Origin of the sequence: Exiguobacterium flavidum (assembly GCF_003344535.1) — a bacterium.
Classification (GTDB): Bacteria; Bacillota; Bacilli; order Exiguobacteriales; family Exiguobacteriaceae; genus Exiguobacterium_A; species Exiguobacterium_A flavidum.
Genome location: NZ_QPKS01000013.1, coordinates 37,365 through 61,551, shown reverse-complemented (window position 1 = coordinate 61,551; position 24,187 = coordinate 37,365). Strand labels below are relative to the sequence as shown.

At 57.5% G+C, this 24,187-nt stretch carries 24 protein-coding genes; 14 read left to right on the top strand and 10 right to left on the bottom strand.

The window, feature by feature from the left end:
* Positions 1–4: 4 nt before the first annotated feature.
* From DFG60_RS12090 to DFG60_RS12070, 5 genes are read left to right on the top strand one after another with little or no spacing between them, the layout of a single operon-like run.
* Positions 5–1,486, top strand: a complete 1,482-nt coding sequence (locus DFG60_RS12090) for an alkaline phosphatase family protein (protein ID WP_114572037.1) — start codon at positions 5–7, stop codon at positions 1,484–1,486.
* A complete protein-coding gene (locus tag DFG60_RS12085; RefSeq protein ID WP_114572036.1) occupies positions 1,452–2,183 on the top strand; it encodes a glycosyltransferase family 2 protein in 732 nt (243 codons plus the stop codon). Before DFG60_RS12090 ends, DFG60_RS12085 begins: the two co-directional genes overlap by 35 nt.
* On the top strand, positions 2,180–2,911 hold the full coding sequence (locus DFG60_RS12080) for a hypothetical protein (protein ID WP_114572035.1): 732 nt from the start codon (positions 2,180–2,182) through the stop codon (positions 2,909–2,911). The genes DFG60_RS12085 and DFG60_RS12080 overlap by 4 nt, the downstream gene beginning before the upstream one ends.
* Positions 2,912–2,923: 12 nt before the next feature.
* On the top strand, positions 2,924–3,838 hold the full coding sequence (locus tag DFG60_RS12075) for an FTR1 family iron permease (protein WP_114572034.1): 915 nt from the start codon (positions 2,924–2,926) through the stop codon (positions 3,836–3,838).
* Positions 3,835–5,193, top strand: coding sequence for a hypothetical protein (locus DFG60_RS12070; protein ID WP_114572033.1), 1,359 nt, complete (start codon positions 3,835–3,837; stop codon positions 5,191–5,193). Before DFG60_RS12075 ends, DFG60_RS12070 begins: the two co-directional genes overlap by 4 nt.
* A gap of 264 nt (positions 5,194–5,457) precedes the next feature.
* On the opposite strand, the gene DFG60_RS12065 is transcribed toward DFG60_RS12070, so the two are convergent.
* From DFG60_RS12065 to DFG60_RS12050, 4 genes are all read right to left on the bottom strand, one after another.
* Positions 5,458–5,910: a GNAT family N-acetyltransferase gene (locus DFG60_RS12065; RefSeq protein ID WP_114572032.1), complete on the bottom strand. Its 453-nt coding sequence runs from the start codon at positions 5,908–5,910 to the stop codon at positions 5,458–5,460.
* Positions 5,907–6,593 carry a DNA alkylation repair protein gene (locus tag DFG60_RS12060; RefSeq protein WP_232818707.1) on the bottom strand — a complete coding sequence of 229 codons (687 nt, stop codon included), beginning with the start codon at positions 6,591–6,593 and terminating at the stop codon, positions 5,907–5,909. The genes DFG60_RS12065 and DFG60_RS12060 overlap by 4 nt, the downstream gene beginning before the upstream one ends.
* On the bottom strand, positions 6,568–7,149 hold the full coding sequence (locus DFG60_RS12055; protein WP_114572030.1) for a GNAT family N-acetyltransferase: 582 nt from the start codon (positions 7,147–7,149) through the stop codon (positions 6,568–6,570). The genes DFG60_RS12060 and DFG60_RS12055 overlap by 26 nt, the downstream gene beginning before the upstream one ends.
* Positions 7,150–7,220: 71 nt before the next feature.
* Positions 7,221–7,841: a YitT family protein gene (locus DFG60_RS12050; protein WP_114572029.1), complete on the bottom strand. Its 621-nt coding sequence runs from the start codon at positions 7,839–7,841 to the stop codon at positions 7,221–7,223.
* Between the two features lie 404 nt (positions 7,842–8,245).
* On the opposite strand from DFG60_RS12050, the gene DFG60_RS12045 reads away from it, so the two are divergent.
* From DFG60_RS12045 to DFG60_RS12020, 6 genes are all read left to right on the top strand, one after another.
* Positions 8,246–9,601 (top strand): FAD-dependent oxidoreductase, encoded by a 1,356-nt coding sequence (locus tag DFG60_RS12045; protein WP_114572028.1) that lies wholly within the window; start codon positions 8,246–8,248, stop codon positions 9,599–9,601.
* Between the two features lie 78 nt (positions 9,602–9,679).
* The gene (maa, locus tag DFG60_RS12040; protein WP_114572027.1) at positions 9,680–10,237 is read left to right on the top strand and encodes a maltose O-acetyltransferase; all 558 of its coding nucleotides are present in this window, start codon (positions 9,680–9,682) and stop codon (positions 10,235–10,237) included.
* Positions 10,238–10,450: 213 nt separating this feature from the next.
* Positions 10,451–10,759 carry a DUF3243 domain-containing protein gene (locus tag DFG60_RS12035; protein ID WP_114572026.1) on the top strand — a complete coding sequence of 103 codons (309 nt, stop codon included), beginning with the start codon at positions 10,451–10,453 and terminating at the stop codon, positions 10,757–10,759.
* A gap of 132 nt (positions 10,760–10,891) precedes the next feature.
* On the top strand, positions 10,892–11,959 hold the full coding sequence (locus DFG60_RS12030) for a site-2 protease family protein (protein ID WP_114572025.1): 1,068 nt from the start codon (positions 10,892–10,894) through the stop codon (positions 11,957–11,959).
* Positions 11,960–12,105: 146 nt separating this feature from the next.
* Complete coding sequence (locus tag DFG60_RS12025) at positions 12,106–13,503, top strand: MATE family efflux transporter (protein WP_114572024.1); 1,398 nt, start codon at positions 12,106–12,108, stop codon at positions 13,501–13,503.
* A complete protein-coding gene (locus DFG60_RS12020) occupies positions 13,500–14,072 on the top strand; it encodes a 3'-5' exonuclease (RefSeq protein ID WP_114572023.1) in 573 nt (190 codons plus the stop codon). Before DFG60_RS12025 ends, DFG60_RS12020 begins: the two co-directional genes overlap by 4 nt.
* 47 nt (positions 14,073–14,119) lie before the next feature.
* Here the strand turns inward: DFG60_RS12020 and DFG60_RS12015 are convergent, their stop codons facing one another.
* From DFG60_RS12015 to DFG60_RS12005, 3 genes are all read right to left on the bottom strand, one after another.
* Positions 14,120–16,012: an endonuclease MutS2 gene (locus DFG60_RS12015; protein WP_114572022.1), complete on the bottom strand. Its 1,893-nt coding sequence runs from the start codon at positions 16,010–16,012 to the stop codon at positions 14,120–14,122.
* A 295-nt stretch (positions 16,013–16,307) separates the two neighbouring features.
* On the bottom strand, positions 16,308–18,422 hold the full coding sequence (locus tag DFG60_RS12010) for an MMPL family transporter (protein WP_114572065.1): 2,115 nt from the start codon (positions 18,420–18,422) through the stop codon (positions 16,308–16,310).
* A gap of 84 nt (positions 18,423–18,506) precedes the next feature.
* Positions 18,507–19,295 (bottom strand): hypothetical protein, encoded by a 789-nt coding sequence (locus DFG60_RS12005; protein ID WP_157964545.1) that lies wholly within the window; start codon positions 19,293–19,295, stop codon positions 18,507–18,509.
* A 102-nt stretch (positions 19,296–19,397) separates the two neighbouring features.
* Between DFG60_RS12005 and DFG60_RS12000 the strand changes: the two genes are divergently transcribed.
* Positions 19,398–19,556 carry a YycC family protein gene (locus DFG60_RS12000; protein ID WP_114572020.1) on the top strand — a complete coding sequence of 53 codons (159 nt, stop codon included), beginning with the start codon at positions 19,398–19,400 and terminating at the stop codon, positions 19,554–19,556.
* 61 nt (positions 19,557–19,617) lie between these two features.
* Here the strand turns inward: DFG60_RS12000 and DFG60_RS11995 are convergent, their stop codons facing one another.
* Complete coding sequence (locus DFG60_RS11995) at positions 19,618–20,100, bottom strand: site-2 protease family protein (RefSeq protein WP_114572019.1); 483 nt, start codon at positions 20,098–20,100, stop codon at positions 19,618–19,620.
* A 115-nt stretch (positions 20,101–20,215) separates the two neighbouring features.
* Complete coding sequence (gene pulA, locus DFG60_RS11990) at positions 20,216–22,228, bottom strand: type I pullulanase (protein WP_114572018.1); 2,013 nt, start codon at positions 22,226–22,228, stop codon at positions 20,216–20,218.
* A 105-nt stretch (positions 22,229–22,333) separates the two neighbouring features.
* Here pulA and DFG60_RS11985 point away from each other — a divergent pair, with 105 nt between their 5' ends.
* Positions 22,334–22,828 (top strand): YajQ family cyclic di-GMP-binding protein, encoded by a 495-nt coding sequence (locus tag DFG60_RS11985; RefSeq protein WP_114572017.1) that lies wholly within the window; start codon positions 22,334–22,336, stop codon positions 22,826–22,828.
* A gap of 102 nt (positions 22,829–22,930) precedes the next feature.
* Positions 22,931–23,521, top strand: coding sequence for a metallophosphoesterase family protein (locus DFG60_RS11980; RefSeq protein WP_114572016.1), 591 nt, complete (start codon positions 22,931–22,933; stop codon positions 23,519–23,521).
* 37 nt (positions 23,522–23,558) lie between these two features.
* Here the strand turns inward: DFG60_RS11980 and DFG60_RS11975 are convergent, their stop codons facing one another.
* Positions 23,559–24,161 (bottom strand): hypothetical protein, encoded by a 603-nt coding sequence (locus tag DFG60_RS11975; RefSeq protein ID WP_114572015.1) that lies wholly within the window; start codon positions 24,159–24,161, stop codon positions 23,559–23,561.
* Between the last annotated feature and the right edge of the window lie 26 nt (positions 24,162–24,187).

The window sequence follows — 24,187 nt, the reverse complement described above, 5'->3', positions numbered from 1 at the left end:
ACAAATGAAAAGTGCTTCACGCTTCGAAAAAATCGCCGCGCGGATGTGGAACCTGCTGAACGAGGGGAAACCATTCACCCCGATTTTCACAATCGGCGTATTCCTCACCTACGCGTTGCTGTTCTCAGGGGATTTCAGCGGTGTCTTCACCGGATTCCTGCTGACACTCCCGCTGTTCGTCCTGTACTGGCGTTATGATTTTCCGCTGTTCCTCAGGAACTACTTGTGGATTCCGCTCATCCTCTGGCTGTTCGCACGGGGAACGAACGAGGCGGTCCTCCCGCTCTTCGCATGGGGTACCGGCCTCTACTTCTTCTTCACCGTCTTCTTCTGGGGCACGATCTATTATCATCTTCGGATCGGGACGGACTGGTCCAACTTCACCCGGTTCTGGAAACTGGTCCTGAAAAACAGTGACTCGACGAGCGGCAACGCGCAAGAGCAGTTGCCGAAGGTCGCCCTGCTCCTTGCCTACTGGCAAGGCGCAACGGTCGAACCGATCACGTCGCCCGACTTGTTCTACCTCTGGTTCCCAGCCGTTCTTTTCGCTTATGCGTTCATACTTCACCGGAACCTGTTCGACTGGAAGCCGGAGCTTCCAGCTGAGCTGACAGTCGATGCCGAGGTGCCGCCATCTAAAAAAGTCTACGTCCTCGTCATCGACGGCATGCGCAAGGATCGTTACATGGCTGCGAATACCCCCTTCCTCGAGCGGCTTCGCCAAGGCGGGACGGAGTATACGAACATGGAGACTGTCTACCCGGCCCGAACGGTCGTCTGCTTCAGCTCGATGTTCACAGGCGCCCGGCCTGAGGATCATGGCATCCATTCGAACATGGTCTGGAACACGATCGGCGTAAGGACAGATACCGTCTTCGAGCGGCTCCGGGATGTCGGCAAGTCCGGCAAGCTCCTCGGCATCGCCCACCTCGTCGACGCATTCGGCTCGGAGGACGTCCGGACGGTCACGGCCGTCATGCACAACGACGTCGCGGACCGTAACATCGTCGAGCGGGCGAAACGGATCGTCCGTGAAGAGGATCCGGACCTGCTTGCGATCCAGCTGATCGGTACCGATCAGACCGGCCACAGCCGCGGCACGCTTTACTCGGAATACATCGATAAGATCGAGGAGGCTGACCGGTTGCTCGAAGACTTCTGCGCGGAGCTCGAAACGCTCGGAAAACTCGACGACGCGACGCTGATCGTCATGGCGGACCACGGTCAGGCCGACGGAATCGGCGGCCACGGCCATCTCGACGAGGGCGAACGGTTCGTCCCGTTCTGGATGTATGGACCGACGATCGCTCCCGGCAAGAAGGTCGATACGCACCGTCATATCCTCTCGCTTGCCCCGACCGTCGCAAGGATGCTCGGCGCGGACATCCCTCATGACAGCCGCGGCGTCCTGCTGAGCGAGGCATTCACAGATTCGAACAAGGAGGCGCGACATGGACAAGATCATCGTATTCCTGCCCGCTCATAACGAGGAGAAATCCCTCCCGCTCGTCTTGCACCGTATTCCACGCACGGTCGACGGACACCCGGTCGAGGTCATCGTGATCGATGACGGTTCGACGGACGGGACTCGTGAAGTGGCGCTCAAGCATGGTGCCCGTGTCTATTCGTTCGACCGGAACCGCGGGCTCGGTGCTGCCGTCAGGGAAGGACTCGAGCGGTCGTACGACCATGGCGCGCTCGTCGCCGTCATGATTGACGCGGACAACGAGTACCCGGCGGATCAAATTCCGGACATCGTCCGGCCGATCCTCGCGAACGAGGCGGACTACGTGTTCGGCTCGCGCTTCCTCGGGACGATCGACGGGATGCGCCTCTATCGCCTTCTCGGCAATCACGTCTTCACCTGGATCCAGTGCCTGCTGCTGAAGCGGCGGATCCACGATGGCCAGAGCGGCATGCGTGCCTTCTCACGGATGGCTTGTGCCCATGCCGAGATCATCCATGACTACAACTACGCCCAGGTATTGACGCTCAATCTCGTCCGCAAAGGATTCCGTCTGCTCGAGGTCCCGATCCGCTATCGCGTCCGCGAGACTGGAAAATCCTTTATCCGATTCAATTACATTCATCGCGTGCTCCCTGCGATTTGGCGTGAGTGGCGACGGTCCGTCCGTCCCCTGCCGATCGAGGCGCGTACGCTCCGAAAGGAGGATCTCGGTTGAAACGATTACTCTCCCTCAGCCTCGCCTTCCTGATCCTGCTCACTCCGTTGCCGGCATTCGCCTACAGTTACGGAGACCCGGGGAAGGAAGCATTCGCTGAAGCCTACAAGAAATTCGCTGAACAGATCGATGCGAAACAATACGACCTTGCAGAAGAGACATTCAGCGCCTATGATAAAGAGTTTTCGATGTACTTCCCGGAAGCGAAGGAAGCGATCGAGGACGGCATTGAACGACAGGACGGAGAGGCCGCGAAACAAGCCTACCGTGTCGCCCTGCGCCAGAACATCGAACGCCGGCTCCACTTCGCTGACGAACAATTCGAGGATTTCGGACAGGCAAAGCTCCTGCTCGCGAAGGCACGCGGCACGTATGACGTGCTAGCACCTTACGTCAAGCAGCAGGAAGGTGCGGACGTCTCTGAAAAATTGTATACTTCCTTTGATGATGCATTAACCGCCCTTGGAAATCCCGGTCTGTTCGGCGTCGGCAAGAAGCCGAGCGATAAACAGGCGTTCGATGCCGCGATAAAGGAAATCGAGACGACGGTCACGCCAATCTTCGTTCTGCCGGGCGAAGAGAAGACGGGCGTCTTCACGGAGGAGGATTCCTTCCTCGGCCAGACGTTCGGCACGGATGCCATCTGGAAGCTCGTCGCCCTCGTTCTCGTAGTCGTCCTCATCGCCCTCGTCGTCATCGGTCAACTCAAGAAACGCCGCAATCAGTAAGGAGGAAACAGTATGGACTTTCAAGCTTTTTTGATCACGCTGCGCGAATGTCTCGAAGCCGTCCTGATCGTCGGGCTCATCCTCGGCTATCTCGACCGCCTGAACGCGCCTCAATATAAGAAATGGGTATATGCCGGTGTCGGTCTAGCGTTGCTCGTCAGCGTCGGCACGGCCTTCCTGTTCCAAGTCGTCTTCACGAGCTTCGCGAGCTTCGGCAGCGATACCTACCTCCGCCTCGGAATCATGATCGTCTCAGTCATCCTGCTGACGCACATGGTGCTCTGGATGGGCAAGGAGGCAAAAGAGAATCAGAAAGCGACACAGGCGAAGGTCGCCGCCGCCGTTTCGGCCGGCAGCGCCATCACGATGATCGTCCATTCCTTCCTCGTCATCGTCCGCGAAGGAGTCGAAACGGTCTTCTTCTTCGCCGCCATCTCGGGCGGGGAGATCGAGAAGGTGCTGACGAGCTACGGAGCACTGTCCGGTCTCCTGCTCGCCCTCATCATCGGATATCTCTTCGTCTCCGGTACGATGAAGATTTCCGTCAAACGGTTCTTCCAGGTGACAGGCGTCCTGATCCTGTTCATCGCGGCGGGCATGCTCGTTCAGACGATTGGGCGTTTTCAGGACCTCGGACTGATCGGCAGTTTCCTTTCGAACGCGGATGGTACGCCCGCTGCGGTCTACAACATCGTCCACTTCATGCCTGAGCACTACATCGATCAGGTGCAATACTTGCGCGACACCGGCAACACGACGCTCATCAGCGGTCAGATCGGTACGTTCATGGCAGCGATGTTCGGCTACAGCCACAATCCGTCGCTCGAACAAGTACTCGCCTGGTGGGGTTACTTCGGATTCGCAGGCTGGATGCTCTTCCTCCAGAACCGCTCACCGAAAACAGCCCGCCTCAAGGAGGCTTCTTGAAGCAGTTTCGCGATCGTCTCTTCACCGGGCGGTCGCTTTTTCTATGGGTCGCCTTGCTCTTCCTCGCCGTCTTGGCGTATCGCCTTCTCTATATCAGCCCGTTCGCAGCAAGCTACGACATCGCGAACTTCGCGCTCGCCGTCGACCAGTACGATCTCGCCGATCTCAGGCCGCACTTCCCCGGCTATCCACTCTTCATCCTCGTCGCGACGGCACTGCCGTTCGCCCCGGTGCTGTCTCTTGGCACCGTCTCGACGATCGGCTTTGCGAGCAGCGTCATTCCGGCCTACCTCTTGCTGAAGAGGTCTGCGCGCGATTCGCTCGCCCTGCTGCAGGCGATCGCCTTGAACCTGATCGCTTCGATCGTCGTGATCAGCGCGACCGGGATGTCGGACGGTCTTGCGCTCGGCCTGCTCGTCTGGTTCGCCTGGAGTGTCGAGCAGGCGAGACTCGGGAAGCGGCGTCTCCTGCCATACCTCCTGTTCGGTCTCCTGATGGCGACCCGGCTCTCTTACGCACCAGTCGGCATCATCCTGCTCTTTCTGCTCTTCCAGAAGCGGAAGGACGGCTGGCAGCTCGTCTCGGAACTGTCTGTCCTTGCGCTCGCCCAGCTCGCCTGGCTCCTGCCGGTCGCCTTCTCGACAGGCGGACCGCTCACGTTCGCCCGCCTTGCCCTCAGCTTCGTCGACGGTCATTTCTCGGACTGGGGCGGGAGTGCCGCGACGGACGCCGAGCCGCTCGTCGGTCGGCTGCTCCTTGTCCTGAAGCAGATATTCTGGCACGGCTTCGCGTTCGGTTCCATGATCGGATTGCTCGGTCTTGCGTTTCTCGCACAGCGCCCCGGCCGGATCGAACGCTGGTGGGGAGTGACGGCTTCCACCTATTTCGCCTGGGCGCTCCTTGCGCAGAACATCGACAAACCGCGCCATCTGTTGCCGCTCGTCCTCATCCTTGCGTTCTATTTGCTGCGTCGTCCGGCTCTCCCTGTCGCCTTGTTCGCGCTCACCCAGTTCTATCTCGGACTTGCACTCGTCGAACAGGCGAATCAACCGCCGGCGACGATTCAGCTCGCGGACTGGATTTCAGAGGAGCTGCCACCGGACGCGACCGTCTTCACGGACGAGGAGGCGCGCCAGTTCAGCTTCTCCCGTCCTGAAGTCCGGATCGTTCCGGTCGCCTCGCTCAGTAAGTGGAAGGCTGAGCCGAAAGGACGTGACAGCTACGTGACCGGCCGCCTGCTCGAGCGGCTTCGGGAGCAGGGCGCGAAAATCGACGTCGAACGCGTCGCCTCGTTCGAGTCGGATTCGCGTTTTGAGCCTGAAGATGCCTCTGCCGTCCTTTACCGGCTGAAATGAAAGAGGGTGACTCAAAAAAAGAACCACTCGATCTTCAATCGCTTTCCTCAGGCGAGACACAAGCCGCGCCTCCCTTTCCATTTTCGGACAGGGAAGCGGGTCTTTTTCGTCTCTCACAGCGCGACGCATCGCGCTTTTCCCTGCAGGAGTCGCGTGAAGCGAGTGGTTTCATCTAGACGAAGAGATACGGGAGCGGATTTGGAATCCGCTCCCGTATCTCTTTTACAGATGGACTTTTGAGCCATCCTCTTCTCGTTTCGTAGCTCATTTGATTTTTTTGACGACGGCCATCTCCTTGCCGAAGCGGTCCCCTTCGTCCTTGAAACCGAGACTTGCGTACAATTGATGCGCCCCCGTGTTGTCCGGATGATAGCCGACGACGATCTTCCGGATTTTTGGCAGCTGCTCCATCTCAGCGATCATCAGACGTGTCGCTGCTTTCCCGATCCCTTTTCCCTGATGCTTGCGATCGACCATGATCCGGTAGACCCAGTGGCCGTCGAGCTCTTCCGGTTCCGAATTGTCCATCAGGAATCCGGCCGTCTCGCCCTGATGGACGATCGCCCGAGTGACGAGCGACGGCGTGAACTTCGACTGTGCGATCGAAACCGCGTTCGGCTCGATGAAGCCGGCTTGTTCCGAAGTGACCTCAAGCTGACAGCAGTCGTACCAATTCTCTTCCGTCAGTTCAATCAAACTTACCTGTTCTTCATTCATTCAAGGTCCCCCGACTTCTTTTTCATCTCCAAATGTTTTGATGCTTCCCGGACGCTCAGCGCCTGGAGCTTCTCCTTCACAAGAAAATCTTCCACCCGGTCCGGCGCGGTTCGCGCATATTGACGCAGCGCCCAGCCGATCGCCTTCGCGATGAAGAATTCCTTCTCGTCCGCGCAACGCCTGCAGTACGCAAACAGACGCTCCTCGTCCGTCTCTCCTTTGAAGCTGAGCTGATGGAGGATCGCCGTCCGCCGGACCCACAGGTTCTCGTCCTCGATCCACTCGTCCATGACAGAATTCGTCTCGGGATAACGCCGGACGATGCTGCCGACGAGCGTACTCGCGATGGCGTCGACGGTGTCCCACCAGGATTTCGTCTCGATCAAGCGCTTCAGCCGTCCAAGGTCTTCCCACCCGAGTGACGACGCGTGGTGCGCCAAGTAATCGACCGCGATCACCTGGTACTCGCGCTCCGGCTTTTCGTACAATGCATCAACGAAGTCCCAGTCGAGCGTCGACGCCTTGAACAGCGGTTTCGTCACGCTTCGCCGGGCCGGCGTCTGGATGCCGAGGAACGGATACTGGTTGCGCATGTAGGCCGACATCTGACGTGCCTTCTCCTCATCACGATAAGGCGCGAGTCCCTCATCGAGCCGTTCAATCATGTTGCTGTCCTTCTTCACGGTCGAACCTTCTCTCCATATAGTCGAACTGGCTGCCGCTGATCTGGACCGTCTTGGTCCTCTCGAACCCGAGCCGCCGGTAGAGCCGCTGCGCTCCTGCGTTCGACTGATCGGCGTTCAGCGTCACCGAGCCGCATCCGAGCTTCTCGCCCCTTGTCGAAGCTGCTTCGAGCAGGCGCGTCCCGATTCCTTTTCCCCCGTATTCCGGCGCGACCGACAGCGTGTCGATGTAGTAGACGTCCCCTTCCGTCTCCACGTCGATCACCGGAACGGTCCCTGTGCAGGTCGCGATATAGGCGCTCAAGCTCGCATCGAGTTTCTCCGCCTCGTATCCCGGATAGGCGATGACGATTCCGGCGACCTCGCCTTCATGTTCCGCGACGAGCGTGTTCTCATAGCTGAGGCGGTTGCCTCGCAGGCGGACGAGCGCTTCGAGACGCATGCGGACAAGCGTCTCCTCTGACGCACCGGTCAAGGTCTCCGCGATTTCATGGATGGCATGATGGATGAGCGGGGCGATCGCCTCCGCGTCGTCTGGCCGTGCAGTTCTGATCATCTAATCCCTCCCCCTACCCTATTTCAAGGCTGCATGAAAAAACTCCTTCCTGGTGACAGGAAGGAGCATCGTCATTTGACGTTGACTGGTATCGGTTTGACGTTTCGAACGCTCTTCGGCTCCCGCGTCATCACCGTGACGATTCGTCCGGCGACGCCGACCGCGAGCAGCGTATAGAGCGTCAAGCTGAGCGGCAAGTAGACGAGCGAGATCATCAAGACGAGCGCGTCGAGAGCGAACAGGATCGTCCCGATCGAGACACCGGTCATCTTGCTGAGCGCCATCGACAGCAGGTCGTCGCCTCCTGTCGCCCCTCCGCTCTTAAGAACGAGACCGAGTCCGTATCCGGTGACGACACCGCTTGCGAGCGCAGCGATCAATGTCGCCGGCCACGCCTGCTCCGGAAAGTGGAACAGGTCGAATCTGTGCCACATCTCGTAGAAAACCGACAGTGCGCCTGCCGAAAGAAGTGCCTCCATCACGAAGCGCCTGCCCTTCAAAAAGAAGGCGCCGATGAAGAATGGCAGGTCGAGCGCGAGCATCGTGATGGCCGGATTGATGTCGAAGAAATAGCGTCCAAGGAGCGATAGCCCGATGAAGCCTCCTTCAGCCAGTCCGAATTGTTCATTCAAGGTATAGTAGCCGAACGCCATCAACAGCGTCCCGGCTAGAATGGTTGCGATACGTTTCATAGTTTAGTTCCCTCTCCGTTCCTGTGCATCGGAGAGGTCTATATTCCGTTTGGGTATTCATCTATTCTCTCCCCGATTTCTAGATCGTTACCGACTGATCGTCAGACAGGCGATGCTAGAAATCCGGTAAAGCGAATAGATGCATTGTCCTCTCGGTATCCATCGTGTCCCATCCCTTCGTCCAGAATCCAACAAAATTGATATTCCCTAATCCTGCTCTTCTTAAACTAAAAACAACGAGCAAATACTTATTGTGATTGAATTCACATTTTAGACAAAAATATGCTCATTTTTGCACAAAGAAGACTTGCAAAAGACTTTGTGAAAAAATATACTAAGTTTATCGAAAGAATGTGATTTAACTCACAAACATCCAACTCATTCATATAAGGAGCGAAACCAACATGAAAGTAGCAGTCATCGGTTGTACACACGCAGGAACAGCAGCAGTCAAGGAACTCACGCAAGCCCATCCCGACCTCGATATCACGGTCTATGAGCGAAATGACAACGTCTCCTTCCTCTCATGCGGCATCGCACTTCATGTCGGCGGCGTCGTCGAGCACGCAGAATCCTTGTTCTATTCATCGCCGGACGAACTCGCACGCCTCGGTGCGACGATGCGCCTCAAACATGACGTCCTTGAAATCGATACGGAGCACAAGACGCTCGTCGCGAAGAACCTGTTGACCGGCGAGACGGTGTACGACTCGTATGACCGCTTGATCATGACGACCGGATCTTGGCCGATCATCCCGACGCTCCCTGGAATCGAACTCAACCAGATCGAGCTCTGCAAGAACTACGCTCACGCCCAGGCGATCATCGAGAAGGCGGCTGACGCATCGAAGATCACGGTCGTCGGAGCAGGCTACATCGGCGCTGAACTCGTCGAAGCGTTCGAATCGTACGGCAAGGACGTCACGTTCATCGACAGCGCAGACCGCATCCTGAATAAATATCTCGACCGCTCGTTCACCGATATCATCGAAGATGCACTGACAGACCGCGGCATCAAGCTCGAACTCGGTCAGACCGTCCAAGCATTCCGCGGCGAGAACGGATCAGTCACGGAAGTCGTCACTGACAAAGGGACGTTCGAGACGGATCTCGTCATCCTCTGCGTCGGATTCCGCCCGAGCACGGAATTGCTGAAAGGACAGATCGACATGCTGCCGAACGGGGCGATCATCGTCGACGAATACATGCGCACGAGCAACAAGGACATATTCTCTGCCGGCGACAGCTGTGCCGTCTACTACAACCCGGCCCGCACGCACGCCTATATCCCGCTCGCGACGAACGCCGTCCGGATGGGTACGCTCGTCGGGAAGAACCTGCTCACACCGAGCGTCCGCTATCAAGGGACGCAAGGGACTTCAGGTCTCCGTCTATATGATTTGAACATCGCTTCGACCGGACTTACGGAAGATGCCGCACCGTTCTTCGGCCTGTCGGTCGACAGCGTGACCGTCGTCGACGCCTACCGTCCGGAGTTCATGCCGACCGCTGAGGACGTCCAGTTGAAGATCGTCTTCGAACAGGAGACGAACCGCGTCGTCGGTGCACAGATCATCTCGAAGATCGACATGACGCAGTCGATGAACACGCTCTCCGTCGCGATCCAGAATGACATGACGCTCGAGGAACTCGCTTTCGTCGACTTCTTCTTCCAGCCGCACTACAACAAGCCGTGGAACCTGTTGAACCAGGCAGCGCTTCAGGCGCTCGGTGCACAGAAAGCACGCACCCTTCAATGACACATCAGCCTGTCCTCCTTCGGACAGGCTTTTTTTGCTGTTTCATGGTCTAATGGAAAAAAAGAGGAGGGAACGAACATGAGCATCACCGAAAAAGAGAAGATGATCCGGGGAGAACTCTATCTCGCAGGAGACGCGGAGCTCGTCGCGGACCGCAAACGGGCGCAACGCCTCTGTCATCAGTTCAACCAGCTGAGCGTCGACTTCGTCCCGGAACGCAAGGACATCCTGCGGGAACTGATCGGGCGGACCGGTGAGTCACTCTATATCGAGCCGAGCTTCAAATGCGACTACGGCTACAACATCACGCTCGGGGAAAGATTTTACGCCAACTACGACTGCGTCATCCTCGACATCTGTCCGGTCGTGATCGGCAACAATTGCATGCTGGCACCAGGCGTACATATCTATACCGCGGCCCATCCGCTCGACCCGGTCGAACGGAACTCCGGCGCCGAGTTCGGCAAGCCCGTCACGATCGGTGACAACGTCTGGATCGGCGGACGTGCCGTCATCAACCCGGGCGTGACGATTGGCGATAACGTCGTCGTCGCCTCAGGAAGCGTCGTCGTCAAGGATGTACCGGACAACGTCGTCGTCGGAGGGAATCCCGCCCGTATCATCAAACATCTCTGACTCTCATCGAATTCTAATCTGTTCCTCAGCCCGCTTTCATCGAAGCGGGCTATTCTACCCTTAAGACAAGCAAATAATTTGAGGGATGGTAGTTCTTGCTAAAGCGCTTGCTTCAGAAAAAAATAAACCTCTTTATTTTTTCTGAAGTTGTTTTAACACCCTCTCCTTCGGCTATTAACTAAACAGCTTGATAACCCAAAGGAGGACGTTCAGATGGAAGAATCACAAGTATCAGGAAAAGTGGAACAGAAACTCAGTCAGATGGACGAGGAATCGAAGGAGCAGATCCTGTCGAACTTCGAACAGTTCAAATCCTACCTCGGTGACAAGGTGTCAAAAGGCGAGAGCCTCGGCTTGAACGACAACCAGCTGGCGAAAGTCGCGGAGAAGGTCGCGGACTACCTCGCGAAGCACGAAGAACCACGCAACCGTGAAGAATACCTGCTCCAGGAACTGTGGAAGGCAGGCGACGAATCAGAGCGCAAGTCGCTCGCAAGCCTGCTCGTCAAACTCGTGAAGTGATTCCAAGGGAACCGGTCCGCCGGTTTCCTTTTTTCGTGCCCGCAAGTCATCCGGACGCTTGCAATGGAACTTTTTTCGCTGATATAGCGTAGAATGAGAACAAGACATTCATTCAGAAAGAAGGCTGTTACATTGGATAAAAAGAAATGGGGCGGCTTCGCCGTCATCATAGCGTTCCTCCTTTCGAAAGCGAAGTTTCTTCTCGCGTTCCTTAAGCTCTCGAAGTTCGGCGGTACGTTGATCTCGTTCGGCATCTCGCTCTTCTTCTACGCGCAACTCTTCGGAGTCTGGTTCGCCGTCGGTCTGCTGTATTTGCTCTTCATCCACGAGATGGGTCACCTCGTCGCGGCGAAACGGCTCGGGATCAAGACCGGTCCCGCCATCTTCATCCCGTTCATGGGTGCTGTCATCGGGATCAAGGATGAAATCAAGACCCCGAAGGCCGAGGCGATCGTCGGATATGGAGGCCCGCTCGCTGGGCTCCTTTCGCTCGCGCCGCTCGCAGTCGGATACGCCGTGACTGGCGATTCCTTCTGGATCGTCATCCTGCACCTAGGTGCGCTGATCAATCTGTTCAACCTGATGCCTGTCTCCCCGCTTGACGGCGGACGGATTCTCGCCGGCCTCCCGATCGTCGTCTGGATCGCCGGCCTCGCGGCGCTCGTCGCGTACGGGATCACGCACTTCAGCTTCATCCTGCTGCTGGTCGCCTTCTTCGGCGGGAGCGCCGTCTGGAATCGTTATAAGCTCGCGAAGACATACGCCGCCCACGCGAACGATCTGATGCTGTATCGTGCGGCGCGAAGCCGTGTCCTGCAGGCGAAGCATGAACAGGAACTCGCTGATCAGGAGGCGGCAGCGGCCGAGACACCGGAAGAAACATATGGAACGTTCGATCCGGTCGCCTGGTCCCTCCGTCAGGACCTGCAACAGTTGAAGGCAGCGAGTCCATCCGACGCGCAGTCGGCGGGTTATGACGTCCTGCGTTTCCAAAACGACGCCGCGGACGACTATGATGCGATCATCCGCCGAATCGACCAGCGGATCGAACCGTTGCTCGAAGCTGAGAAATCTGTTCTCTACCACGCGATGCCGCGCAAGCAGCAGGCAGTCACGTTGACCGCTTACCTCGCACTCGGGGCCGCCCTCTTCGCCATCTTCGAGTGGACGAAGAACGGATTGCCCGACGTGCCGATGTGACTTTTGGAGCGCTTCCCTGTCCATTCAGGGGAGCGCTTTTTCCGGCGTTTTCTTTTTGCGCATATCGGCCGGGTCGCATCAGTTGCATCATGCGGGTCGTCAGCATACGCTTGAATCATCCATTACTTATAAGGAGGTTCCCTGCGATGAACCGAAAAACTGCTCGTCTCGGAGAGGAACCGGTCAAGAAGCTGCTCATCGGATTGTCGATGCCTGCGATGATCGGAATGCTCGTCACGGCGCTCTATAACATCATCGATACGATCTTCGTCGCCCAGATCAGTACGGCTGCCGTCGCGGCCGTCGGAATCGCCTTCCCCGTCCAGCTGATCCTGATGGCGATCTCGAACTCGATCGGCATCGGAGGCGCCGCCCTCGCCTCACAGCGTCTCGGCCGAAAAGATCTCTTAGGCGCAAGCCGTGCCTACGCGAACGTCCTGATCGCTGTCTTTTTGATCAGCACGCTCGCCATCCTGTCGGCTCTCGCGTTCCTCGAGCCGCTTTTGCTCCTGTTCGGAGCGACCGACGCCATCATGCCTTACGCGAAGGACTTTCTCAGCATCACGCTGCTCAGTGCCCCTTTCTTCATGCTGACGATGGCGTCGAGCGCCATGATCCGGGCGGAAGGACAGGCAAGTTTCCAGATGAAGGTCATGCTGACGACCGTCCTGATCAACCTCGTCTCGACGCCGCTCTTCATCTTCGTGTTCGGCCTAGGCATCAAGGGTGCCGCGCTCGGGACGGCGCTCGCCCAGGTCATCGGAGCCATCCTCATCTTCCGGTTCTTCTTTACGAAGAAAAGAAAGACGACGCTCGAACTCGGAACTAACGCATTCCGTTTCGAACCGGCGCTCGTCTCTCGGATGATGCAGATCGGTTCGTCCTCCTTCATCATGCAGGTGTCGCAATCGGTCCTGTTCATCCTCGTCAACCATATGCTCGTCCGTCACGGCGGGACGACCGAGATCGCGACATTCGCCATCATCAACAAGTTCATGGCGCTCGTCGGCATGCCGATCATGGGTATCGTCCAAGGCATGCAGCCGATCGTCGGCTTCAACTTCGGTTCAAGGCAGTTCGACCGGATGTCGGACGCGATCAAACTCGCGCTCCGCTATGGACTGACCGTCTCCTTGACGCTTTGGCTGCTGCTTCAGCTCTTCCCGGACTTCTGGATCGGCATGTTCACACGGGATCAGGAGCTGCTCGACCAAGGCGTGACAGCGATGCGAATCCTGTTCGCCATCTCGTTCGTCTACGGCGCGCAGATGATCATCAATGGAATGTATCAGTCGCTCGGCAAGGCGAAGGCCGCCCTGTTCCTGTCGTTGTCCCGTCAAACGCTCTACACGATCCCGCTCGTGTTGCTGCTGCCTTCTTTTCTTGGTGTGACCGGCGTCTGGATCGCCTTCCCGCTTGCCGACGTCATGGCTGTCTCGACAGCCTTCCTGTTCGCTTACCGAGATCGGGTGATGCTGTTCAAGCCGGAGGAATACGTCGAGGAAGAATCGCAAGCAGACCGTGAAATCGGAGGAAGCCGATGAATACGTATACCGTCGCCATCGACTTCGAGACGGCGAACCGGGACAGCCGCAGCATCTGCGCCTTCGGCTGGTCCGTCCTGGCGAACGGGATCGTCGTCTCGTCCGACCAGGTACTGATCGACCCGGAAGAAGCGTTCGACTATGGTAACATCCGTGTCCACGGCATTCACCCGGATGACGTCCGCGACGCCCCCGCCCTCCCTGAAGCAATGGAGTCGCGCGGCCTGTTCGATCTGCTCGGCGGGGCAGAGCTCGTCGTCGCCCACAATGCCTCGTTCGACATGAACGCGCTCTCGAAGGCGATCCGGAAGTACGACCTGTACCAGATGCCGGAGATTCGTTATGGCTGCACGGTCAAGCTGTCGCGGAAGCTTTACCCGCTTCTTGAGAACCACAAGCTGAACACGATGGCCGAACATCTCGGCGTCTCGTTCAAGCATCACGACGCAAAAGAGGACGCCTATGTCTGCGCGCTCCTGCTTGCCGACATGATGCGAAAGACGGACATCGATGACCCGGTCGAGCTCCACCGCTACTGCGGCGTCAAGCTCGGACGCGTCGCCTACTGACGAAACGAAAGGACCTGTCCAATGGATCAGGTCCTTTCTGCGTGCTATCAGCGATTCCGACTTCTGATTTCCTTCTCGACGCGGCGCAGCGCCTTCTTCGAACCGCGCGCGAAATCGTGGGCGTCCTTGCGCTCGCGGTACGTCGTGAACAGGCTGTCGATATCGTACCCTGCCGGATACAGATCCTCAGCTTTTGCTTCGCGCACGAGGCGCCTCGCGCTCACGCTCTCGCTCTTCCCGTCGAGATAGACCTCGACGCGTTGCTGACGATCGATCTCCTGCCGGACGAGTCCCACCTCCCCCGTTTCGAGCAGGCGGACGCGGTCTCCTTTTTTGAAATCCGTCAGCTTCTCTTCCTTCTCGACTTTCGGCTGAGGAAGATAGCGCGGGTCGACAGGCGTGAAGTCATATTCCTTCTCCCGCATGTAGGAACCGGCCGCCTTCAGCACGGACTCCGGCAAATTCATGCGGCGGGCGATGAAGAGGGCGTTGCTCTCGCCCGACTGCCCGATCAACAGACGGTACTTCGGCTCGAGCGTCTCCGGGTCGAACTGCATCGCCGCGTTCATCATCTCAGGATGCCGCTCCGAATAGTCCTTGATCTCCCCGTAATGGGTCGAGACGATCGTCAGCGCCCCGCGCTTGTAGCAGGCCTCGAGGATGGCGATCGCAAGCGCCGCCCCTTCGTTCGGCTCCGTCCCGCTGCCGAGCTCGTCGAACAGCAGGAGCGTCCGCTGATTCATCTGTCTGACGATGTTCGAGACATTTTGCATATGTCCGGAAAACGTGCTGAGCGCCTGCCCGATGCTCTGCTGATCGCCCATGTCGACGAACACCTTCTCGAACAGGGCGATCTCGCTGTCCCGATCCGCCTGGATATGGAATCCGCTCATGACGGCGAGCGTCAGCAGGCCGACCGTCTTCATGACGACCGTCTTTCCGCCTGCATTCGGTCCCGTGATGACGAGTCCGCGGTAGCTTTCGCCAAGTGTCAGGTCGAGCGGCACACCGTTCGCAAGAAGCGGATGGATGGCACGCTTCAGATGGATCCGTCCTTCATCGTTTATCTTCGGTGCGACGCCATCCGTGCGCTGACTGTGCTTCCCTTTCGCGATGACGAGGTCGTAATGGGCGATCAGGTCGATGTTCGCCCGAAGCGACGGGAGTACGTCGAAGACGCTCCCGGTCAGCGTCGCGAGGATCTGATACTCCTCCACCTGCTCCTCCGTCCGTGTGATCATCCATTCGTCCGTCTGCTTCGAGACCGTGTCCGGTTCGACGAACAAGGTCGTCCCTTTACTCGACGTGTCGATGATCGTCCCTGCGACCTTCGATTTGTAGCTAGCCTTGATCGGGACCGTGAAACGATCGTTCTTCTTCGTCACATACGTCTCCTGCAACATCTCCTTGTGATGCGGGTTACGGATGAACTTCTGCAGGCGTTCATCGATCCGGGTCTCGAGGATCGCGAGCTGCTTGCGGATCCGCTTCAGCTCCTTGCTCGCTTCCGTGACGATTCGGCCGGACTGGATCGCCGACGTGATCGACTCCTCGATTCCCCGGTGCTCCGACATTCCTGCCGCATAGCTCGACAGGAGAGGCGCGAAGAAGGATTGCTCCTCCATGAAGCGCCGCAGTTTGCGCGAACCGCGCAGGAACTCCGCGACGATGGTCAGTTCGTCTGCGTCGAGCATCATCTCCTTCTCGAGCTTCATGATGACCGGTTCCATCGCCGAGACGCCGATGAACGGGACGTGGCTGTTCGCGTCAAGGATCCGTCTCGCCTCCGTCGTCTCGGCAAGCCGTTTCTCGACCGTCTTGATGTTCATGACCGGCCGTTGCGCCGCTAGTCGCTCCCGCCCGAACGCGCTGATGCAATGGCGTTCGATCTGTGCGACGAGTTGTCCGTATTCGAGTGTGTTGAATGTATTTTCGTTCATGTTTTTTCTCCTCTTGTCACTGGAATCCGACAGATGGAGATACCGATGGGCACACGAAAGGCGCAGGTCCACAGACCCTGCGCCACTGCACGAAGAAATTCATCGTGAGGGGCGAGGCGATATCTGCCAAGCGGAAAAGACCATGCCGAAAAAGCCTTAACGGTTCTTTTTCTTCGTCTTTTCACGGTTGCTTACGCAGATACGACCCCACTCATCAAGATGCATCCTTCCTATATACAAGATTTTGACTTCGCCCTCACTATACGAAATCCTCGGCCGGTTGTAAAGCCCGTTTTCAGTGATAGGACTTTTTCTTCGGACGACCTCCCGGCCACCACCAGTTCCAGTCGCCGAACAGCTTCATCAGCGCCGGCACGAGAAGCATCCGGACGATCGTCGCGTCGATGAAGATGGCGAGCGCGATCCCGACGCCGAGCTGCTTGATCGGACTGACGCCGGTGAAGGCGAACGATCCGGTGACGACGATCATGATGAGCGCGGCGGACGTGATGATCTTGCTCGTCTTCGCAAGCCCCATCTCCGTCGCGATGTCGTTATCCCCGGTCGCATCATAATATTCCTCCATCCGTGAGACGAGGAACACCTCATAGTCCATCGAGAGTCCGAAGACGAGCGAGAAGATGAAGACAGGCGTCAAGATGCCGATCGTCTCGGCAGGGAGGACCCAGCCGGATTCGAAGAGGATGACGAGCAGGCCGAATGTCGCGCCGAGGCTCAGAATATTCATCAAGATCGCCTTGATCGGAATGAGGATGGAACGGAACGCCCACATCAGGATCAAGAACGTCGCGAGCACGACGACTCCGACCGCGAGCGGCATCTTTGCGTAGATTTCGTCGTAGATCTCCTGATTGAAGGCTGCCGGTCCGCCGACGACGAAACCTGCGTCCCGTTGTTGCCTCACCCAGTCCTGCGCACTTTCGTCTCCCGGTTTCCCGGACAGCTGGACGTTGAGAAGCGCCTTATCCTCCTCCCCGTCATTCAAAGCGAGCAGGGACGACACTTGCGACTCGAGCTCTCCGTTCAACCGGAGCGCCTGCTCGAACTGTTCCGGCGTCAGCGATGTCGCTGACAGCGCAGTTGTCACGTCACGCACTTCCTCGGTCTCCTTGAACGCGTCAGCCGTCCGTTCGAGTTCTTCGAGGCCCTCACGTGTCCCGAAATCCCCGCTCAGCAGGACGAGCGCGTCCGTCCCGTCGTCACCGAACGTCTCATCGAACGACTCGAATGCGAGGCGCGACGGATAATCGTCCGGCAACGCGCTCGCCTGCGGGATGTTCAGCTCAAGGTCGCGCAACGGAAGCAGACAAGGGAGCAACAGGGCGAGCGACAAGACGGTCAAGGCGACCGGACGTTTCATGACGAAGCGGGCGAGCGCACGCCATCTCGTCTCGCCACGTTCTTCCGAGAAACGGAAGATGCGGAAACGGTCGAGCGCGCGGCCGGTATAGGACAACAAGGCAGGCAGGAGCGTCAAGGCCCCGAGCACTGCTCCAAGGACCGAGACGAGCGTCCCGAGCGCGACGGCCTGGAAGACGTCGACATCGATGAACAGGAGCCCAGCGAGCCCGACGAATACGCACAATCCCGAGAAAAGGATCGAACGCCCTGCCGTCGCGATCGAGACGGCAGCCGCCGCAAGGACGTCGCGACCGTTCGCCTGCTCCTCGCGGAAGCGGTTGACGTAGAGAAGCGAGAAATCGATCCCGAGAGCGAGCGAAATCATCGCGACGGCGTTCAGGACGAAAATCGACAAATCCGTGCCGAACGTGACGAAATAGAGCACCCCTGCGCCGAAGACGAATGTGATCAATCCCATCACGAGCGGCATGATAGCCGCGAGGGGTGTCCCAAATACGAGCAACAGGACGAGAAGCGCGGCCGGGATCCCGATCAACTCAGCCCGGATCAGGTCATTCTTAGATGCCTCATTCAAGTCCTCGACGATGATCGGCTCACCCGTCAAGCGGATCGAGACGCCATCCTGTCCGATGATCGCCTCGCGAACAGCTTCCTGGTGGACTTTATCCTCGCTCGGTACTCCGACGAGCACATAGCCCTTCCCGTCCTTGAGGGCTTCCGGGTTCTGAGCCGGACCGATCACCTTTCCTTCCGTCACGGACCCGAGTGCCGTGACGTTCTTGTCAATCGCCGCCTTGACGTCCGCGTCCGCACCTTCGAACAGGACGATGATCTGGAAGGCATCCTGTCCGAAATCCTGTTTGAGCACTTCCTCGACTGCCTGGTACTCCCCGTCCCTCGAGAATCCGTTCCCGCGCAATTCGTCCGGCAGCTGCAAGGCGAAATAACCGAGCACGACGAGGGCGATGAGCCACATGCCGAGGATCACGGCCCGAAAACGAACGACACCTTTCGCGAATCGTTCCACGATGTTCCCCTCCTCTATCTTCTTCTGTTTCTGAAACATTCGACCCGGCGCGAAAAATCCCCTGCTTCCATGGAAACAGGGGATTCAGACAGCCTCGAACAGCTGGATCCAAGTCGTTTGGAATGTCGGGGATTCCGACAAGATCATGACTCGCCGTCCTTTGTCGTCGAGAAGAGCGGCCTTTAGCAGAACGGACGTCGCACAACCATCGAAGCGGAAAACCGGCGCCCCGCCCTCGAACAGGTGGAATGTCTTCTCATCGACGACGGTCATCGCACTCCCGTACAGATCGACGAGTAGCGTCTCACGGTATTCAGGGAACGAAATGAAGCGCTCGGGCTGTCCCAGTTCGAAAACGGCATAACCGGAACGTTCCGGATCATAGGAGACGACCGTCGAAGGGGCAATGAAGCGCTCGAAGACGAGATGTTCATCGTACGCCCGTTCGATCAGCCGGCCGAACTCAGGTGATTGTCCGTAGTCTGCATAACTGAAGTCTCCTGTTGTGAGGTCGAGGACTGCGATGTCCGTCTCAGCCGAATAGAGAAAGAGGCGGTCCCCTTCGAATCGATACAGCTGGCAGAACCAGGCGTCCGCGAACGGGGACGACCGTCTTCCGCGCGTCAATCCGCCCGTCCTGAGATCGAGCAGACCGTAGTCTCCGCCGTCGAACAGCAAGACGGCACGTTCTTCATCGGTATAGATTGCGAAAGGCTCAGCATCACAGGCTGTCTCCCACTTTATATTCAAATCCGTGTCGCACGCGAGAAAGCCGCGACCCTCCGCGAACAGCAAAAGGGACTGGCCGATTCGTTCGAAACGCACGACCGATTCATGCAGGATCAGCTCCCGGATCGAATCATACATATGCATCACTTCCTACCCCCTACGGTAACAAGTCTTTCAAACTTCCGCCACCGTCGATGCGCTCTGCGTACGCCTCCTGTATACTGAAAGAAAAAAGGAGGGATCACGATGGGACCTTTGCAAATCTCCGCCGACACCGCCGTCGAGCTGTCGAAACGCCTGAACGTTCCGCTCGAGCAGCTGATGCATATGCCGCGCCACATTCTCATCCAGAAACTCGTCGAGCTTGAGAAAGAGAAGGAGCAAGACGAAAAAAACGAAAAATAAAAGCGATGGACCGAATGGCCATCGCCTTGAACGACATCTCTTGAGGAGGTGTCTTTTTTTATCAATCTTGCGGATTTCTCTCGGATTCCCCTTCTCGCAGGACGTTCAAGATCGCCTTGCCGTCGCTCGGATAACCGTTCGGGTGATCGATCGGGAACAGCGAGAAGAAGACGAAATAGAACGAGAAATAGGCGAACTGATACGTGAAGATGCTCGCCTCGAACACTCCGGCATAGATCAGCGCATTGACCAGCAGGATGCCCATCAGATTGAAAATCGATCCACCCGCGTAGACGAGGATGTTCGTCAATCTGTTCTCGACGCGAAGCGATTCATATTCACACCAGCCGTCCCAGAAATAGATCCGGTTCAGCCGGAAGGGTCCGACCTTCATCAGGGGCTTACCCGTCCCGATGTTGATTTCCATCCGTCCGCCGAAGATGCGGGTGAAGAAGTAGTGTCCCATCTCATGGATGAGCGTCACGACTGGGAGTATCAAGAAGAACGAAAAGAAGAACTTCCATAGATCATTAAAACCAAACATAAAGAGTACCTCACCTTTCTGAATATCAAAGCCTAACATGAGAAAGGTTTTCCCGCCACCACCCCTTTGAAACAAACAAAAAAAGGAAGCAAACATTCGTCTGCTTCCAATTCGCTCATTTCTTATTCTTCCGACGCTTGTTCGCTGCGTAGAGCAATCCGAGGATCGCCATCGCCGTGCCTCCTGCGACCGCGTATTTCTTATAGTCCGGTCTCCGCTCCGCGATGACCGTCGTCGAGAGTGCCGGAACGGTGAGCTCGCGTCCTTCGACGAGACGCGGCGCATGGAGCTTGACGACGTTCTCCTCGACGAGCGCCTCGAAGTCGCCGTGCGGGAGTGTGACAGTGATGTCCTCCTCCGTCGCGTTGTGGTAGACGCGCTGACGCTCAATATACCCTTCGTACGTCCGCTTCAACTCGTAGGCGATGACGCCTTCCTCCTCTTCGAGGAAACGAAGATGTTTCTTGATCAGCGCCGCGTTCTCGAGCCGGAACATCGGGTACTGTCGGCGAAGCGCGATCAGGCCTTTGACATAGGCGACTGCTCCCCTGTTCTCATCGGCCCGCTCATAGTCGAGCCGGTTGATTGCCTCACCCGCATTGAAGGTGTTCCTGTTCCCGTTCTTCGTCCGGAAGAACTCCTGTCCTGCATGAAGGAACGGGATGCCCTGGCTCGTCAGGACGATCGCCGTCGCGAGCATCTGGCGCTTCTTCCGCATTTCTTCCGTATCGTCCGGATTCGTCACCGCAAGCTTGTCCCACGTCGTCAGATCGTCATGGGCCTCGCAATATGTGACGACCTGGTTCGGTTCATCGGCGAATCCTTGCGACGAGACGTTTCCTGCGATTCCCCGCTTGACCTCACTCGTCCGTTCGAACGCGCCGCCGACATATCCGCGGTCCTCCGCTTCCTGGACATCCCCCTTGATGCCGTCCCGGATGCCATTGTTGAAGTGCGCGATGCGCGGCATCTTCGTCGCATTATGGTAGTTCGCCTTCTCGTCGAGCGGAAGCGGCGTATCCATGTCCCATCCTTCCCCGATGAGGAGGATCGACGGGTCGACCCGGTCGAGCGCACTCCGGACCTGGTTCATCGTCTCGACGTCGTGCACCCCCATCAGATCGAAGCGGAAGCCGTCGAGATGATATTCGCGCGCCCAGTACGTCGTGCAGTCGACGATGAACTTCCGCATCATCGCCCGTTCCGAAGCCGTGTCGTTTCCGCAGAAACTGCCGTTCGAAAGCGTTCCGTCCGCGTTCTGGCGATAGAAGTAGCCGGGTACGAACTGGCCGAGCGGCATCTTCTCCGCGTCGAACGTATGGTTGAAGACGACGTCCATGATGACGCGGATCCCCCGGTCGTGCAGCGCCTGGATCAGCGTCTTGAGTTCACGGATCCGCACCGATGGATCATCCGGGTTCGAAGAGTATGAGCCTTCCGGAGCGAAATAGTTCTGGGGATCATAACCCCAGTTGTAGTTGCTCTCTTCCCCGGGATTCGATTCGTTCACCGTGGCGTAGTCATAGATCGGCAAGAGCTGGACGTGTGTGACACCAAGGTCCGCGAGATAGTCGAGTCCTGTCGGCATCCCCGTCTCCGTCTGTGTCCCCGCCTCTGTCAGGCCGAGGAACGTCCCTCTCGCCTTGACGCCGCTCGCCGGATGGCTCGTCGCGTCCCGGACGTGCAGTTCGTAGATGACCGCATCCTGTGAGGAATGGAACAGCGGACGCTCCATGACCCAGCGGTCCGGATTGATCGCTGAAGGATCGATCAGCGCTCCTCGTCTTCCGTTCGTACCGACCGCTTTCGCGTAAGGATCGACTGCTTCGACCTTCGCTCCGCCGATCATGGCTTGAAACGTGTAGAAGTAGCCTTCATACGGAATCCGGTCGACTTCCGTCACCCATGTCCCCTGCTCGCTTGAACGCATCTCGAACTCCTCGACCTTCCGCGCCTTGAGCGTCCGGAAAAGACGAACGATGACCCGTTCTGCCGTCGGCGCCCAAAGCCGCAACCGGATCGTCGTCTCCGTGAATGTCACACCTAAATCCGTCCCCGTATATGTATACCGCTCATCGATTTCCTGCGGCGAGAGCGTCAACATGTCAGCCGTCTGTTTCAAAGCCATGCACCCCTTTCAATTCATACGATATATTATACCAAATTTCAGAGTAGTGGACGCTCATCGCCTTCCCTATTAGAATGGAAGGTGGAATCGAAAGGAGAGATACACATGGCAGCAAAGGATAATTCATTCGACGTCGTCTCACAGATCAACCTCGAGGAAGTGAAGAACGCCGTCCAGGTCGCCTTGAAGGAAATCACGAACCGGTTCGACTTCAAGGGATCGAAGAGCGACATGAAGCTCGAGAAGGACGACTTGATCCTCATCTCGGATGACGAGTTCAAGCTCGACCAGGTCAAGGACGTCCTGACGGCGAAGCTGATCAAGCGCGCGGTCCCGACGAAGAACCTCGATTATCAGAAGATCGAGCAGGCGGCCGGCAACACGGTCCGCCAGCGTGTCATCTTGAAGAGCGGCATCGATAAGGATGACGCGAAGAAGATCAACAACGCGATCAAGGAGTCGAAGCTGAAGGTGAAATCACAGATCCAGGACGACCAGATCCGCGTCACCGGCAAGTCGCGTGACGATCTCCAGCAAGTGATGCAGATCATCCGGGAACTCCCGCTGTCCGTCGACGTCCAGTTCATCAACTATCGTTAATCCGGAAGAGACCGCCCATGCGGTCTCTTTTCGCATCCAGAAACGATCCATTGTCTCTTCCTGCAGCCTGCGGGGTATAGGAAAAGAAAGGGGGGAATCGAGATGCGATACGCATTGCTGGCCGACCTGCACAGTTCCTATGCGGACACGCTCGCCGTGTTGAAAAACATCAAGGAAATCGCTCCGGACGCGGAGATCGTCGGACTTGGCGATCTCCATGAATGCCATATCGGAAAGAAGCGTGCCCGGAGATACGCCTTCGACGAGCTCGAGCGTATCGTCACACTCGATCCGGACTTCCTCGCGCTCCTGACCTTCCCTTCACTCCTCGGCAACCAGGAGGAGCGGATCCTCTCGATCGTCCCGCCCGGTGCGTCGCCTTATCTTGACCGCCTTCGCCTCTTCCCGCGCGAGAAGCGGATCGGGGACGCTCTGTTGATCCACGGGGACGAACTCGAGTGGGGATATGACTGGTATCCGGACACGTCGCGTTACGACGCGCCGATCCTGTTCTTCGGCCACAGCCATATGCGCGGCCTCTACCGGAAAGGAAAGAAACTCGAGGCACCGCTCGACTTGCCGATCTCACTCAAGAAGCACTATGCCGTCAACGTCGGACCCGTCGTCTTCGAGCGGGAATGGCTACTCTACGATCCAGAAAGACGGACGATCACTTTCCGAAAAGCAAAATAAGGCAAGCCCCGTGAATGGGACTTGCCTTATTCGTCCTTCAGATGAAACGTGCGATCGAAGCCTGGGCAAACGGATCGAGTTCGAGTTCGCGTTCCGCGATTTCGGAATCGATGGCCTGACGGACCGCGACTTGGCGCCGGACGAAGCTCGTCGGTGTCTGTTCGCTAGCAATCAGTGCCTTGTAGAGCTCAGTCAGCTGCTTGTCGTCGACGAGCGTGGTCATGTCTGAGATGAACAGCATGACGTGGAGGCGGTTCAACAGATCCCACGGCTTCGAACCTTCGCGGAAGTCGACGCGCGCGAGCCATTTCTTCAGGCCGATGGCGTCGATCGCGGCGAGACGCTCCTCGGACGGTTCTTGTTTCCAGAGCTTGAGCAGATCCGCGAGCTTCTTCTTCGTCTGCTTCTTTTTCATGTAGAAGACGAAATTATCTTCCGTCACGGCGTCCGTCTCGAGCAGAGCGACGGCATCCGCTCCTTCCCCGAGTGCGAAGTCGAGCAGGAAGTCGACCGGATCGCCCGGCAACCAGGCCGATGCCTTCTCATGAAGGGAGGAGACGTGCGCCTTCCCTGCTGCTGATTCATTGCTTCGTGCTGTATCGATTGCCGCTGTCAAGCGGTCGTTCATCGTTTCATTCATCTTGTTACCTCATTGGTTTCTTTGAA

Bases quoted from the DNA above. Each gene is read 5' to 3' on its own strand.
- DFG60_RS12055 (WP_114572030.1), bottom strand. From the start codon at position 7,149: ATGATCAGAACTGCACGGCCAGACGACGCGGAGGCGATCGCCCCGCTC.
- maa (WP_114572027.1), top strand. From the start codon at position 9,680: ATGAGCATCACCGAAAAAGAGAAGATGATCCGGGGAGAACTCTATCTC.
- DFG60_RS12005 (WP_157964545.1), bottom strand. From the start codon at position 19,295: ATGCATATGTATGATTCGATCCGGGAGCTGATCCTGCATGAATCGGTC.
- DFG60_RS12035 (WP_114572026.1), top strand. From the start codon at position 10,451: ATGGAAGAATCACAAGTATCAGGAAAAGTGGAACAGAAACTCAGTCAG.
- DFG60_RS12050 (WP_114572029.1), bottom strand. From the start codon at position 7,841: ATGAAACGTATCGCAACCATTCTAGCCGGGACGCTGTTGATGGCGTTC.
- DFG60_RS12065 (WP_114572032.1), bottom strand. From the start codon at position 5,910: ATGAATGAAGAACAGGTAAGTTTGATTGAACTGACGGAAGAGAATTGG.
- DFG60_RS12045 (WP_114572028.1), top strand. From the start codon at position 8,246: ATGAAAGTAGCAGTCATCGGTTGTACACACGCAGGAACAGCAGCAGTC.
- DFG60_RS11995 (WP_114572019.1), bottom strand. From the start codon at position 20,100: ATGTTTGGTTTTAATGATCTATGGAAGTTCTTCTTTTCGTTCTTCTTG.
- DFG60_RS12000 (WP_114572020.1), top strand. From the start codon at position 19,398: ATGGGACCTTTGCAAATCTCCGCCGACACCGCCGTCGAGCTGTCGAAA.
- DFG60_RS11980 (WP_114572016.1), top strand. From the start codon at position 22,931: ATGCGATACGCATTGCTGGCCGACCTGCACAGTTCCTATGCGGACACG.
- DFG60_RS12020 (WP_114572023.1), top strand. From the start codon at position 13,500: ATGAATACGTATACCGTCGCCATCGACTTCGAGACGGCGAACCGGGAC.
- DFG60_RS12075 (WP_114572034.1), top strand. From the start codon at position 2,924: ATGGACTTTCAAGCTTTTTTGATCACGCTGCGCGAATGTCTCGAAGCC.
- DFG60_RS12015 (WP_114572022.1), bottom strand. From the start codon at position 16,012: ATGAACGAAAATACATTCAACACACTCGAATACGGACAACTCGTCGCA.
- DFG60_RS12090 (WP_114572037.1), top strand. From the start codon at position 5: ATGAAAAGTGCTTCACGCTTCGAAAAAATCGCCGCGCGGATGTGGAAC.
- DFG60_RS11975 (WP_114572015.1), bottom strand. From the start codon at position 24,161: ATGAATGAAACGATGAACGACCGCTTGACAGCGGCAATCGATACAGCA.
- pulA (WP_114572018.1), bottom strand. From the start codon at position 22,228: ATGGCTTTGAAACAGACGGCTGACATGTTGACGCTCTCGCCGCAGGAA.
- DFG60_RS11985 (WP_114572017.1), top strand. From the start codon at position 22,334: ATGGCAGCAAAGGATAATTCATTCGACGTCGTCTCACAGATCAACCTC.
- DFG60_RS12025 (WP_114572024.1), top strand. From the start codon at position 12,106: ATGAACCGAAAAACTGCTCGTCTCGGAGAGGAACCGGTCAAGAAGCTG.
- DFG60_RS12085 (WP_114572036.1), top strand. From the start codon at position 1,452: ATGGACAAGATCATCGTATTCCTGCCCGCTCATAACGAGGAGAAATCC.